Raw genomic sequence first — 12,513 nt, forward strand, 5'->3', positions numbered from 1 at the left:
CCAGGATCAGGAGACTCTGGTACCCGTCTGAGCGGTGCCGCAGGCTCGTGGACATGAGTCAGACCGTCACCACCCGGGCCGTCCCTGCGACGGCCGCACCGCCCGCGCTCGGCGGGCCCGGACTGTTCACCGTTCTGCTGGCGGCCGCACTGCCGCTGGTCGACTTCTTCATCGTCAATGTCGCCCTGCCGGCCATCGGCGCCGATCTCCACGCGGGCGAGGCCGTGCTGGAGCTGGTCGTGGCCGGGTACGGCGTCGCCTACGCCGTACTGCTGGTGCTCGGCGGACGGCTCGGGGACCTCTTCGGGCGGCGCCGGCTGTTCCTCGGCGGGATGGCCGCGTTCGGGCTGACCTCGCTGGCCTGCGGGCTGGCGCCCGGCGCCTGGAGCCTCGTCGCCGCGCGGATCGCGCAGGGCGCGGCGGCCGCCGCGATGCTGCCGCAGGTGCTCGCCACCATCCAGTCCACGACGCGCGGCGCCCGCCGCGCGAAGGCCATGAGCCTGTACGGCGCCACGGCCGGACTGTCCATGGTGGCCGGTCAGATACTCGGCGGGGTGCTGGTCGCCGCCGATGTCGCCGGGACCGGCTGGCGGTCGGTGTTCCTCGTCAACGTGCCGGTCGTCGTGGTCGGGCTGGTGCTCGCCGTGCGGGTCGTGCCCGAGACCCGCTCCCCGCACCCGGAACCCGTCGACGGCCCGGGCACGGTCCTGCTCGCGGTGTCGCTGCTGACGCTGCTCGCCCCGCTCACCGAGGGCCGGGCGGCGGGCTGGCCGCTGTGGACGTGGCTGTCGCTGGCCGCGTTCCCGTTCGCCGCCGGCGCGTTCTGGGCCGTGGAGCGGCGGGCCGACCGGGCGGGGCGCACCCCGCTGGTGCCGCCGAGCGTGCTGGCGCTGGCCTCCCTGCGGCGCGGTCTGGTGCTGCTGGTGCCGTTCTCGATCGGCTTCAGCGGGTTCATGTTCGTGATCGCGCTGGTGCTGCAACAGGGCGCCGGGCTCGGTCCGGTGCGCGCCGGGCTCGCGCTCGCCCCGATGGCCGTGACGTTCCTGTTCACCTCCCTCGCCGGCCCCCGGCTGATCGGCCGTTACGGCACCCGGGTCGTCACCGCGGGCTCCGTCGTCCAGGGCGTGGGCGTGCTGCTGATCGCCCTGGCCGCCTGGCGGGACTGGCCGCGTCTGGACATCGGCTCGCTGTTGCCGGGCGCGGCCGTCGCCGGCGCCGGACAGGCCCTGCAACTGCCCAATGTCATGCGGCTCGTGATGTCGGAGGTGCCGTCCGCCCGAGCCGGCGTCGGCAGCGGGGTGATGATCACCACCCAGCAGTCCGCGCTCGCGCTCGGCGTGGCCACGCTCGGCACCTTGTTCCTCACCCTCGAACCGCACCTGGGCATGCGGGACGCACTGGTCACCACGCTGCTGGTACAGCTGGCCGGAATCATCCTGACCGGCCTGCTCAGCCTGTGCCTGCCCCGGCATGTCGGTTGAGAAGGGCACAGCTTGGACAACTCCGTGTGAAGCTCCCCCTGTTGATGTTGGTCTTGCTGCACACTCCTGTCCCGGTCCGGGTGTGCCGGATCCGAGGAGGCGCGAGGCGTCATGCCGCAGGGCAACAGCACGAGCAAGGGCAGCCGTTGGGACCAGCACGGCCGGGAGCACATCGTGCGGGTGCAACGCACGGGGGTGCAGCGCACGATCAGATGCGATACGTGCGGCTGGCGCAGGGGCGCGCAGTTCCTGCCGTGGCTCAAGGCCGAGGAGCATCTGGCCGAGGCCCATCAGGCGACGATCGACCCGGCGGCGGACCGGCAGCCCTCCAGGTAAGAGGATGGGCCCTCAACACCGCGCTTGACCTGCGCTCTTACTCAACCGGGGACACGCTCCGTGACCTCTCGAGTGGCCGCTTCCCCGCCGCCGGGTGAGCCTTGGAAAGGTCCATTCGAGCGACAGGAGACACACATGACCTCGGTACTCCACCATCGCTACGGCCGGGCGCTCGGCTCCGGTGCTCTCTCCGTGGCGCTGCTCTCCGGCGCAACGGCCGGAGCCTACGCCGCGAGCACTCCCAGCCCCCGTTCCCCGGCCGAGAAGGCCTCGATCACCCTGACGGCCGCGAAGACCTCGGTGACGGCCGGCGACACGGTGAAGTTCGCCGGGCGCACCAAGGGCCTGAAGTTCAACACTCCGCTGATCCTGCAGCACGAGAAGGACGGCAAGTGGACGGCCCTGAGGGCCACCGCGAAGGTGAAGAAGAACAACTCGTACGCGATCATCTCCAAGCTCAGCACCAAGGGCACCGAGAAGCTGCGGGTCGCGAGCGCGACCATGAACGGCAAGGTGTTCTCGCCCACCGTCACCGTGAAGGTGAGCTGAGCCCCCGTATCAGCAGGTCCACCACCGCCGTGAACTCCTCGTCGACGCCGGGCGCGGTCCATGCCCGGGCGTAATGGGGGTCGTGGAAACGGCCGGTGGCCTGGAAGACGGCTCGGGCCGCGGCGGCCGGGTCGGGCACCGGGAAGGCGCCCGACCCGGCCCCTGCCGCGATGATCCGGGTCAGCTGTCCGGTCAGATCGGCGATGTGCTCGCCGACCACCGTGCCGACCTCGTCGGTGAGCACCGTGTACGTCGCGAACAGCTCGGGGTCGTCGCCCGCCTTGTGCCGCTTGGCCTCGAACAGGCCCGCGAGCCAGGCCCGGAGCCGCTCCTGCGGGCTGCCGTCCGCGTCGACGATCCCGGCGAGCTTCTGCGAGGTCCGGTCCAGCCAGCGCTTGGTGACCGCCTCGCGCAGCGCGGCCTTGGTGCGGAAGTGCCGGTAGACACTGCCGTGGCTGACGCCGAGCGCGCGGGCGACGTCCACCACGGTGGCCTTGGCCGGGCCGTGGCGGCGCAGCACGTCCTCGGTCGCTTCGAGGATGCGCTCGGCGGTCAGGGTCTCGGTGGGCGGTGCCATGTCATAGACCGTACGTCATGGGCCGTACCCGGCAGCGCGCTCAGCGCTCGCTGTCGAGGTGCGCCATCTGCGCGCTCGGGTAGCGGTCGCCGGCCGCCGCGTCCGCCGGTACGGCCTCCTCGATCGCCGCCAGGTCGGCCGCCTCCAGGGTGACGTCGAGCGCGCCCAGCGACTCGCCGAGCCGCTCGCGGGTGCGGGCGCCGACCAGCGGCACGATGTCCTCGCCGCGGGAGAGCACCCAGGCGATGGCGGTCTGCGCGACCGTCACGCCCTTCTGCTGGGCGATCTTGCGCAGGGCCTCGACCAGGTTCAGGTTGTGCTGGAGGTTCTCGCCCTGGAAGCGGGGCGAGTGGGCGCGGAAGTCGCTCGCGGCCAGCCGCCGGTCCTGGGTGAAGTGGCCGGAGATCAGTCCGCGCGAGAGCACGCCGTACGCGGTGACGGCGATGCCCAGCTCGCGGGTGGTGGGCAGGATGTCCTGCTCGATGCCCCGGCTGATCAGCGAGTACTCGATCTGCAGATCGGCGATCGGGGCGGTGGCGGCGGCCCGCCGGATGGTCTCGGCGCCGACCTCGCTCAGGCCGATGTGCCGGACGTACCCCTTCTCGATCAGTTCGGCGATCGCGCCGACGGTCTCCTCGATCGGCACGTCCGGGTCGAGGCGGGCGATCCGGTAGACGTCGATGTGGTCGACGCCGAGGCGCTGCAGGGAGTAGGCGGCGAAGTTCCTGACGGCGGCCGGGCGGCCGTCGTAGCCGCTCCAGTTGCCTGCCGGGTCGCGCAGGGCGCCGAACTTCACGCTGGTCAGGGCCTTCTCGCGCAGTGCGGCCGGGGCGCCGCGCAGGGCCTCGCCGATCAGCATCTCGTTGTGTCCCATGGCGTAGAAGTCACCCGTGTCCAGCAGGGTGACGCCCGCCTCCAGGGCGGCGTGGATGGTCGCGACGGACTCCGCGCGGTCCGCGTCGCCGTACAGGGCGGACATGCCCATGCAGCCGAGGCCGAGGGCGGAGACGGCCGGGCCGGTGGTTCCGAGGTTTCGGGTTCGCATCGTCATGCCTTCACAATGCCATGACAGCTGACAGATTTCAATATCTGTCATTCCAACTCTGTCACTCATAATTCAGAATGGGCTCAGAATGGTCCAGACCTATTGATGAGAGGTCTGGACCACGCGCAAGGTCGGCGCCGCCAACTCATCCGCTCCGACGACACGGCGCTGTGGGAGGACGGCATGGACACGGGCGTGAAGGTGGCGACGCCCGCAGAGATGTGCGCGGCCAAGGCCGCCGGCCAGACCGTCCTGCTGTCGATCGGCGGCGCGACGGCCGGCATCGATCTGAACTCGACGGCCGTGGCGGACAGGTTCGTCTCGACGATCGTCCCGGTCCTGAAGCAGTACAACTTCGACGGCATCGACATCGACATCGAGACCGGCCTGACGGGCAGCGGCAGCATCAGCCGACTGTCCACGTCCCAGGCCAACCTGATCCGCATCATCGACGGCATCCTGGCCCGGATGCCGTCGGACTTCGGCCTCACCATGGCCCCGAAGACGGCGTACGTCACCGGCGGCAGCGTCACCTACGGCTCGATCTGGGGCGCGTATCTGCCGGTCATCAAGAAGTACGCGGACAACGGCCGGCTGTGGTGGCTGAACATGCAGTACTACAACGGCTCAAGGGCCTGATGACGTGGTCGGTCAACTGGGACGGCTCGAAGAACCGGACCCTTCGGCGACAACGTGAAGGCGCTTCAGGGCCGTTGACATGCGAAAGCCGGGCGGGCCGATCACCTCGGCCCGCCCGGCTCCTGCGACGGTGTGACTAGGCGCCGATGAGGCGCTGCGCCAGGTACCCCTCGATCTGGTCGAGGGACACGCGCTCCTGCTTCATCGAGTCGCGCTCACGCACGGTCACCGCGTTGTCCTCAAGCGTGTCGAAGTCGACGGTCACGCAGTACGGCGTACCGATCTCGTCCTGGCGGCGGTAGCGGCGGCCGATGGCGCCGGCGTCGTCGAACTCGATGTTCCAGTTCTGCCGCAGCGCCTGGGCGAGGCCCTTGGCCTTCGGGGACAGCTCGGGGTTGCGGGACAGCGGCAGGACGGCCACCTTCACCGGGGCGAGGCGGTGGTCCAGACGCAGCACCGTGCGCTTCTCCATCTTGCCCTTGGCGTTCGGCGCCTCGTCCTCGACGTACGCGTCGAGCAGGAAGGCCAGCATGGTGCGCCCGACACCCGCCGCCGGCTCGATGACGTACGGCGTCCAGCGCTCGCCGGCCTCCTGGTCGAAGTAGGAGAGGTCCTGGCCGGAGGCCTTGGAGTGGGCGCCGAGGTCGTAGTCGGTGCGGTTGGCGACACCTTCCAGCTCGCCCCACTCGCTGCCGCCGAACCGGAAGCGGTACTCGATGTCGGCGGTGCGCTTGGAGTAGTGGGAGAGCTTCTCCTTCGGGTGCTCGTACCAGCGCATGTTCTCCTCACGGAGACCCAGGCCGGTGTACCAGCCCCAGCGCTGCTCCATCCAGTACTCCTGCCACTTCTCGTCCTCGCCCGGCTTGACGAAGAACTCCATCTCCATCTGCTCGAACTCGCGGGTGCGGAAGATGAAGTTGCCGGGCGTGATCTCGTTGCGGAAGGACTTGCCCATCTGCGCGATGCCGAACGGCGGCTTGCGGCGGGAGGTGGTCTGCACCTGGGCGAAGTTGGTGAAGATGCCCTGGGCGGTCTCCGGGCGCAGGTAGGCGACGGAGCCGGAGTCCTGGGTCGGGCCGAGGTGGGTGGAGAGCAGACCCGAGAACTGCTTGGGCTCGGTGAACTGGCCCTTGTTGCCGCAGTTCGGGCAGTTGATGTCGGCCAGGCCGTTCGCCGGGGCGTGGCCCTTCTTCTCCTCGTACGCCTCTTCCAGGTGGTCCGCGCGGAACCGCTTGTGACACGCGGTGCACTCGGTCAGCGGGTCCGTGAAGGTGGCGACGTGGCCGGACGCGACCCAGACCTCGGAGGCCAGGATGACGGACGAGTCGATACCGACCACGTCCTCGCGCGACGTCACCATGTAGCGCCACCACTGGCGCTTGATGTTCTCCTTGAGCTCGACACCCAGCGGTCCGTAGTCCCAGGCGGCACGCTGTCCGCCGTAGATCTCACTGCACGGGAAAACGAAGCCACGGCGCTTGCTCAGGCTGACGATGGTGTCGATCTTGTCGGCGGCCACGGTGCTCTCTTCATTACGACGACGGGCGTGTGAAGCGAGATGCTTCCAGCGAATGACTCAGGGTACCGGCGGGGGCTCCCCCTCAACCAAATCGATATCGTTCACCAGGCTTGTTGACAACGGTTTCCATATTTGTTGAAAATGACTGTCATGAACGTACGACGACGCCTCATACCCGTCACCGCGCTCACCGCGGTCACCGCCCTCGGCATCGGCACGCTGTCCGCCTGCTCCAGCGACACGGCGGCGGCCGGCACCGGCAAGTTCGACGTCGTCGCGTCCTTCTACCCCATGGCCTTCCTCGCCGACCGGATCGGCGGGAACCATGTCCACGTCACCAGCCTGACCTCCCCCGGCCAGGAACCGCACGACCTGGAGATCAGCCCGAAGCAGATCGCGCTGCTCCAGGACTCCGACGCGGTCCTGTACCTGAAGAACCTCCAGCCCTCCGTCGACGACGCGGTGGCCCAGTCCCCGGTCAGGACGAAGATCGACGCGGCCTCCCTGACCACGCTGGAGGAGCACGGCAACGAGGTCGGCGGCCACGCCGCCGCGCACGACTCCCACCCCGGCGAGGAGTCCGGCGGCAAGGACCCGCACATCTGGCTCGACCCGGTGCGCTACGCCCAGGTCGCCGAGGGCGTCGGCAAGGCCTTCGAGAAGGCCGACCCGGGGCACGCGGCCGACTACAAGAAGAACACCGCGGCCCTGGTCAAGCAGCTGAACGAGCTGAACACGCAGTTCGAGCAGGGCCTGGCCGACACCCGGACCAAGGTCTTCATCACCACCCACGCCGCCTTCGGCTACCTCGCCGAGCGCTACGGCCTCACCGAGGAGGCGATCAACGGCCTCGACCCCGAGTCGGAGCCCAGCGCCGCGCGCGTGAAGGACCTGGAGAAGATGGCCAGGGCCGACGGTGTCTCCACCGTCTTCTACGAGACGCTCGTCAGCGACAAGACCGCGAAGACCATCGCCGGCGACGCGGGTCTGCGGACCGATGTGCTCGACCCGATCGAGGGCATCACGGACAGGTCCCGCGGCAAGGACTACTTCTCCGTCCAGGAGGCCAACCTCAAGGCGCTCCGGCAGGCGCTGGGCGCCAAGTGAGCAGCAAGGGAGACGAGATGACCAACGAGCCCGCCGAGCCCGTCATAGCCCTGCGCGGTGTCACCGCCGAACTCGGCGCGCGTCCCGTGCTGCGCGGCATCGACCTCAGCGTCGGCCGCGGCGAGGTCGTCGCCCTGCTCGGCGCCAACGGCTCCGGCAAGTCCACGGCGATCCGCACGATCATCGGCCAGGTACCGGCGAGCGGCGGCACGATCGAGCTGTTCGGCACCCCGCGCCGCGCCTTCCGCGACTGGGCGCGGGTGGGCTACGTACCGCAGCGCACCACGGCCGCCGGCGGGGTCCCCGCGACGGTGACGGAGATCGTCTCCTCGGGCCGGCTCTCCCGCACCCGCTTCGGCGTCTTCCGCAAGGCCGACCGGGAGGCCGTACGCCGCGCCCTGGAACTGGTCGGCATGGCCGACCGGGCCAAGGACCCGGTGGACGCCCTCTCCGGCGGACAGCACCAGCGGGTGCTGATCGCCCGCGCGCTCGTCGCCGAGCCCGAACTGCTGATCATGGACGAGCCGATGGCGGGCGTCGACCTGGCCAGCCAGGAAGTGCTCGCGCGGACGCTGCGCGCCCAGGTCGAGCAGGGCACGACGGTCCTGCTCGTCCTGCACGAACTGGGCCCCCTGGAGCCCCTGATCGACCGGGCGGTCGTCCTCAGGGACGGCTGCGTCCTGCACGACGGCCCACCCCCGCGCGCCGTCGGCCAACATGCCCTGCCCGGCCACGACCACGTACACCCGCACGCACCCGCGGGCACCGAACCGATCCGCACGGGACTGCTGAGCTGATGGACATCCTCGCCTACGACTTCATGCAGCGGTCGCTGCTCGCCGCCGTGCTGGTCGGCATCACGGCCCCCGCGATCGGCATCTACCTGGTGCAGCGCCGCCAGCCCCTGATGGGCGACGGCATCGGGCATGTGGCGATGACCGGCGTCGGGCTGGGCTTCCTGCTGCACGCCTCGCCGGTGTGGATGGCCACGGCCGTCTCCGCGCTCGGCTCGGTCCTGATGGAGCTGATCCGCTGGTACGGCAAGGCCCGCGGCGATATCGCCCTGGCCATGCTCTTCTACGGCGGTATGGCGGGCGGCGTGATGTTCGTCAACATCGCGCCGGGCGGGTCCAACGCCAACCTCAGCTCGTATCTGTTCGGCTCGCTGTCGACGGTCTCCCCCTCGGACGTGACGGCCATCTCGATCCTGGCGGCGTTCGTGGTCGTGGTGACCCTGGGGCTGCGCCGTCAGCTCTTCGCGGTCAACCAGGACGAGGAGTTCGCGCGGGTCACGGGCCTTCCGGTGCGCGCGCTCAACCTGCTCACGGCGATCACGGCGGCGGTCACCGTCACCGTCGCGATGCGTGTCGTCGGACTGATCCTGATCTCCGCCCTGATGGTGGTGCCGGTCGCGGCGGCCCAGCAGCTCACCCGGAGCTTCGCGGCGACCCTCGCGATCGCGATCGGGCTGGGGGTGACGGTCACGATCAGCGGCACGGTGACATCGTTCTACCAGGACGTTCCGCCCGGTGCGACGATCGTCCTGCTGACCATCGCCGCGTTCGTCGCGCTGACGGTGCTGGCCGCCCCGCTGGCCCGCCGACGCGCCCGCTCGGCGGCCGCCGCGCACCCGCCCGTGGACCCGGCGGAGTGCGCGATTCCGGCCATGAGAGGGGGCCCGGACAAGATCGGCGTCTGACTGCTGACCGTGCGGGCTGGCACAATGGCGGCCCGGACGGAAGCACGACGTGAGGAGGCAACGGTGACGACCGCTGGACCGCCCGTGAAGGGCCGCGCGACCCGCCAGCGTGCAGCCGTGGCGGCGGCCCTGGACGAGGTCGAGGAGTTCCGCAGCGCGCAGGAACTGCACGACATGCTCAAGCACAAGGGCGACTCGGTCGGGCTGACCACGGTGTACCGCACCCTCCAGTCCCTCGCCGACGCCGGCGAGGTCGACGTCCTGCGCACGTCCGACGGCGAGTCCGTCTACCGCCGCTGCAGCACCGGTGAGCACCACCACCACCTCGTCTGCCGGGCCTGCGGCAAGGCGGTGGAGGTGGAGGGACCGGCCGTGGAGAAGTGGGCGGAAGCGATCGCCGCGGAGCATGGGTATGTGAACGTGGCCCACACCGTGGAGATCTTCGGCACGTGTGCGGATTGCGCGGGTTAGCGCCGTAGCACCCCAGGGGGTTACGGCTCAGCTCCGGCCGAAGCAGCGCTCCAGTTCGTTCAGGTCGTAGAAGGCGCTGCCCCGCTCGATCGGGTGGCAGCCTGGCTTGAAGGCCGTCTCCTTCTCGTTGTAGAGCATGCGGATCAGGTAGCGGCCGTCGTTCTCGTACATGTCCCACTGGATGTTGGCGCCGAGGGGGGCGACGGACGCGCCCCGCCAGGGGTTGCCGGGGTAGGTGTACGGCTCGTCCGGTGCCGTCGGGTCCGTGCTGCCGGGCAGTCGCATCAGGGCCGCCAGCGGGATGATCTCCTCGGCGTGGGTGAAGCGCAGTTCGGCGCCGAGGTCGCTGGTGCCGGCCCGCTTGGCCTCGGCCTGCCGGAAGAAGTCGTCGAGCAGGACGTCCGCCATCTTGTACGTGATGTCGCTGTCGGAGAAGCCGGGGCCCTTCTCGTAGAAGTCCTCCACGTCGCCGAGGTAGCCGAACCAGGCCGCGTCCGCGCGGGAGATGAAGCGGTCCATGTCCCAGCCCGCGCCGCCCGGGTCAGGGCTCTCCTCGCTCATCGCGGGCGCGATCGCGTAGAGGTTGTAGACGGCCTGGGCGGCGCCGACCCGGTCGCCGTCGCTGATCCGGTCGACGAAGGACTCCTTGAAGAGCCGCCGCAGGATGCTGTACGCGGCCTCGTGGGTCCGGGGCTGGTCCTCGATCGAGGTCAGGGTGTCCTTGAGGCGCTGGTCGTGCGCGATGTAGTCGCGGTAGGCCGCGCCGCCCGCCGCCTTGTGGAAGTACAGCAGGTCCTTGTCGGTGCGGGTCGCCCCGATCAGCGGCTTCAGCGCGGGGTCGGCGGCGGCCAGCGCGCCGGTGAACTCGCCCGCGCTGTCCACGGCCCGGCCCTGCCCGGAGCTGACCACGTCGATCTTCTCGGCCTCGTCGGCGATCTTCGCGAACAGGGTGGGCAGCCGCTGTGACATACGCGTCGCCGTGTCCCGCATCTCCTGCCGGCCGCGCCCGCTGAGGTCGCCGTATCCCACCTGGGACATGGCCGCCTGCAGGGCCCGCACCCGCGGCCCGAACTCCTCGCCCCGGTCGGTGAGTTGATCCTGCTGCTCTGCCTTGTCCCACAGGGCGAGGACCAGGTCGCCGTCCTCGCCGCCGGTCGCCGCCCGCGAGCCGTGCCGGGAGACGTTCTCGGTGAACACGGGCTCGAAGCCGGCCGGGGGCCGCTGGTAGGTACGAGTGCTCTGCCCGGGCTCGTACGGGGCCTTGGTGCCGTAGCTCTCACGGTGCGCGGGGCCGTCGGCGGCGTGCGCGGGCAGCGCGGTGAGCAGCAGGGCGCCGAGGGCGAGGACCGGTGTGAGACGTCTCATGAGTCCCGCATCCTCGGCGTCCCGGATGAACCGGCATCCGCGGTCCGGATGAACCGGGGATGGCTACGGGGTGGCATTGCCCTTCATGGCGGCCTCCATGGCGAGGAGTTCCTCGTTCGGTACGGCGCCGCCGAACCGCCGGTCGCGGGAGGCGAATTCCATACAGGCCCGCCACAGGTCACGGCGGTCGAAGTCGGGCCACAGCACGTCCTGGAAGACCATCTCGGCGTACGCGCTCTGCCAGAGAAGGTAGTTGGAGGTGCGCTGCTCGCCGCTGGGGCGCAGGAAGAGGTCCACGTCCGGCATGTCGGGGTAGTACAGGTACTTCTGGATGGTCTTCTCGTTGACCTTGGCCGGGTCGAGCCGGCCCGCCCGCACGTCCGCGGCCAACGCCTTGGCCGCGTCGGCGAGTTCGGCCCGGCCGCCGTAGTTCATGCAGAAGTACAGGGTCAGCAGGTCGTTGTCCTTGGTCTGCTCCTGGGCGATCTGCAGTTCCTTGGCGACCGACTTCCACAGCTTGGGCATCCGGCCCACCCAGCGCACCCGGATGCCGAGTTCGTCGAGCTGGTCGCGGGTCTTGCGGATGAAGTCGCGGTTGAAGTTCATCAGGAAGCGGACCTCGTCGGGCGAGCGCTTCCAGTTCTCGGTGGAGAAGGCGTACAGGGAGATGTTGCGGACGCCGATCTCGATCGAGCCCTGCAGCACGTCCAGCACCCGCTCGGCGCCGACCTTGTGGCCCTCGGTGCGCGGCAGCCCGCGCTCCTTGGCCCAGCGGCCGTTGCCGTCCATGACGATGGCCACGTGGCTCGGGACCAGCTCGCCGGGGAGCTTGGGCGCGCGGGCACCTGACGGGTGCGGCTCCGGCGCCTTGTACTCGCGCCGCTGGCGCCCCAGGATCCCGCGTACGACCATGTGCTTCTCGTCTCCCTCTACGTCTTTCTACGTCTTTTCCACGTATCTGAGCGAGCGCAGCCCGCGCTCCAGATGCCAGTGCAGATAGGCGGACACCAGCCCACTGCCCTCGCGGACGTACCGCGCCTCGGACGCGTCCGCCGTCTCCCAGTCTCCCGTAAGCAGTGCCCCGAGCAGTACCAGGGTCTGCGGCGAGGGTACGACGCTGCCGGGCACTCTGCAGTCGACGCAGACGGAACCGCCGGAGGAGACCGAGAAGAAGCGGTTGGGGCCGGGCATGCCGCACTTCGCGCAGGCGTCGAAGCTGGGCGCGTAGCCGTTGACGGCGAGGGAGCGCAGCAGGAAGGCGTCGAGGACGAGGTGGGGCGCGTGTTCCCCGCGGGCCAGCGTCCGCAGGGCGCCGACCAGCAGCAGATACTGCTGGACAGCCGGCTCGCCCTCGTGGTCGGTGAACCGCTCGGCGGTCTCCAGCATCGCCGTGCCGGCGGTGTAGCGCGCGTAGTCGGTGACGATCCCGCCACCGTACGGTGCGATGGTCTCGCTCTGTGTGCACAGCGGCAGCCCGCGCCCGATCAGCTCGCTCCCGCGCGCGAAGAACTGCACGTCGACATGGGAGAAGGGCTCCAGCCGGGCCCCGAACTTCGACTTGGTGCGCCGCACCCCGCGCGCCACGGCCCGCACCCTGCCGTGACCGCGCGTGAGCAGCGTGATGATCCGGTCCGCTTCACCCAGCTTCTGGGTGCGCAGCACGATGCCGTCATCCCGGAAGAGACTCACAGCCGGCCCCCGCTTCCCGTCGGCCGGGGGTCCGGG

At 70.0% G+C, this 12,513-nt stretch carries 13 protein-coding genes and 1 pseudogene; 8 read left to right on the forward strand and 6 right to left on the reverse strand.

Annotation, left to right across the window (positions count from 1 at the left end):
- Positions 1-53: 53 nt before the first annotated feature.
- The 3 genes from IE277_RS03325 (at position 54) to IE277_RS03335 (ending at position 2,366) form a co-directional block, all read left to right on the forward strand.
- Complete coding sequence (locus IE277_RS03325) at positions 54-1,481, forward strand: MFS transporter (protein ID WP_189948294.1); 1,428 nt, start codon at positions 54-56, stop codon at positions 1,479-1,481.
- A 111-nt stretch (positions 1,482-1,592) separates the two neighbouring features.
- Positions 1,593-1,817, forward strand: a complete 225-nt coding sequence (locus tag IE277_RS03330) for a hypothetical protein (RefSeq protein ID WP_189948296.1) — start codon at positions 1,593-1,595, stop codon at positions 1,815-1,817.
- Between the two features lie 135 nt (positions 1,818-1,952).
- Positions 1,953-2,366: a hypothetical protein gene (locus IE277_RS03335; RefSeq protein ID WP_189948297.1), complete on the forward strand. Its 414-nt coding sequence runs from the start codon at positions 1,953-1,955 to the stop codon at positions 2,364-2,366.
- On the opposite strand, the gene IE277_RS03340 is transcribed toward IE277_RS03335, so the two are convergent.
- Complete coding sequence (locus IE277_RS03340) at positions 2,347-2,943, reverse strand: TetR/AcrR family transcriptional regulator (protein ID WP_189948299.1); 597 nt, start codon at positions 2,941-2,943, stop codon at positions 2,347-2,349. The two genes, IE277_RS03335 and IE277_RS03340, sit on opposite strands and share 20 nt — an antisense overlap.
- 40 nt (positions 2,944-2,983) lie before the next feature.
- Positions 2,984-3,994, reverse strand: a complete 1,011-nt coding sequence (locus IE277_RS03345; RefSeq protein WP_189948301.1) for an aldo/keto reductase — start codon at positions 3,992-3,994, stop codon at positions 2,984-2,986.
- A 138-nt stretch (positions 3,995-4,132) separates the two neighbouring features.
- On the opposite strand from IE277_RS03345, the pseudogene IE277_RS03350 reads away from it, so the two are divergent.
- A pseudogene (locus IE277_RS03350) lies at positions 4,133-4,705 on the forward strand (glycosyl hydrolase family 18 protein); the annotation flags it as partial.
- Positions 4,706-4,763: 58 nt separating this feature from the next.
- Here IE277_RS03350 and IE277_RS03355 read toward each other — a convergent pair.
- Complete coding sequence (locus IE277_RS03355) at positions 4,764-6,146, reverse strand: glycine--tRNA ligase (RefSeq protein WP_189948303.1); 1,383 nt, start codon at positions 6,144-6,146, stop codon at positions 4,764-4,766.
- 150 nt (positions 6,147-6,296) lie between these two features.
- Between IE277_RS03355 and IE277_RS03360 the strand changes: the two genes are divergently transcribed.
- From IE277_RS03360 to IE277_RS03375, 4 genes are all read left to right on the forward strand, one after another.
- Positions 6,297-7,253 (forward strand): metal ABC transporter substrate-binding protein, encoded by a 957-nt coding sequence (locus IE277_RS03360; RefSeq protein WP_189948304.1) that lies wholly within the window; start codon positions 6,297-6,299, stop codon positions 7,251-7,253.
- Positions 7,254-7,270: 17 nt separating this feature from the next.
- Entirely contained in the window at positions 7,271-8,050 is a 780-nt protein-coding gene (locus IE277_RS03365) for a metal ABC transporter ATP-binding protein (protein WP_189948306.1), read from the forward strand.
- A complete protein-coding gene (locus IE277_RS03370) occupies positions 8,050-8,952 on the forward strand; it encodes a metal ABC transporter permease (RefSeq protein WP_189948308.1) in 903 nt (300 codons plus the stop codon). Before IE277_RS03365 ends, IE277_RS03370 begins: the two co-directional genes overlap by 1 nt.
- Before the next feature lie 63 nt (positions 8,953-9,015).
- Positions 9,016-9,423, forward strand: coding sequence for a Fur family transcriptional regulator (locus IE277_RS03375; RefSeq protein ID WP_189948310.1), 408 nt, complete (start codon positions 9,016-9,018; stop codon positions 9,421-9,423).
- Between the two features lie 27 nt (positions 9,424-9,450).
- Here the strand turns inward: IE277_RS03375 and IE277_RS03380 are convergent, their stop codons facing one another.
- The 3 genes from IE277_RS03380 to recO all read right to left on the reverse strand — a co-directional run bounded on the left by IE277_RS03380 (position 9,451) and on the right by recO (position 12,477).
- Complete coding sequence (locus tag IE277_RS03380) at positions 9,451-10,788, reverse strand: histidine-type phosphatase (protein WP_189948312.1); 1,338 nt, start codon at positions 10,786-10,788, stop codon at positions 9,451-9,453.
- 63 nt (positions 10,789-10,851) lie between these two features.
- The gene (locus IE277_RS03385) at positions 10,852-11,700 is read right to left on the reverse strand and encodes an isoprenyl transferase (RefSeq protein WP_189948314.1); all 849 of its coding nucleotides are present in this window, start codon (positions 11,698-11,700) and stop codon (positions 10,852-10,854) included.
- A 27-nt stretch (positions 11,701-11,727) separates the two neighbouring features.
- Positions 11,728-12,477: a DNA repair protein RecO gene (gene recO, locus IE277_RS03390; RefSeq protein WP_189948316.1), complete on the reverse strand. Its 750-nt coding sequence runs from the start codon at positions 12,475-12,477 to the stop codon at positions 11,728-11,730.
- Positions 12,478-12,513: the final 36 nt, after the last annotated feature.

The sequence above is a fragment of the Streptomyces alanosinicus genome (assembly GCF_014650595.1).
Taxonomy (GTDB): Bacteria; Actinomycetota; Actinomycetes; order Streptomycetales; family Streptomycetaceae; genus Streptomyces; species Streptomyces alanosinicus.

What these genes read in the sequence shown, in the direction of transcription:
- IE277_RS03325 (WP_189948294.1), top strand. Translation starts at nt 54, where the DNA reads ATGAGTCAGACCGTCACCACCCGGGCCGTCCCTGCGACGGCCGCACCG.
- IE277_RS03330 (WP_189948296.1), top strand. Translation starts at nt 1,593, where the DNA reads ATGCCGCAGGGCAACAGCACGAGCAAGGGCAGCCGTTGGGACCAGCAC.
- IE277_RS03335 (WP_189948297.1), top strand. Translation starts at nt 1,953, where the DNA reads ATGACCTCGGTACTCCACCATCGCTACGGCCGGGCGCTCGGCTCCGGT.
- IE277_RS03340 (WP_189948299.1), bottom strand. Translation starts at nt 2,943, where the DNA reads ATGGCACCGCCCACCGAGACCCTGACCGCCGAGCGCATCCTCGAAGCG.
- IE277_RS03345 (WP_189948301.1), bottom strand. Translation starts at nt 3,994, where the DNA reads ATGACGATGCGAACCCGAAACCTCGGAACCACCGGCCCGGCCGTCTCC.
- IE277_RS03360 (WP_189948304.1), top strand. Translation starts at nt 6,297, where the DNA reads ATGAACGTACGACGACGCCTCATACCCGTCACCGCGCTCACCGCGGTC.
- IE277_RS03365 (WP_189948306.1), top strand. Translation starts at nt 7,271, where the DNA reads ATGACCAACGAGCCCGCCGAGCCCGTCATAGCCCTGCGCGGTGTCACC.
- IE277_RS03370 (WP_189948308.1), top strand. Translation starts at nt 8,050, where the DNA reads ATGGACATCCTCGCCTACGACTTCATGCAGCGGTCGCTGCTCGCCGCC.
- IE277_RS03380 (WP_189948312.1), bottom strand. Translation starts at nt 10,788, where the DNA reads ATGAGACGTCTCACACCGGTCCTCGCCCTCGGCGCCCTGCTGCTCACC.
- IE277_RS03385 (WP_189948314.1), bottom strand. Translation starts at nt 11,700, where the DNA reads ATGGTCGTACGCGGGATCCTGGGGCGCCAGCGGCGCGAGTACAAGGCG.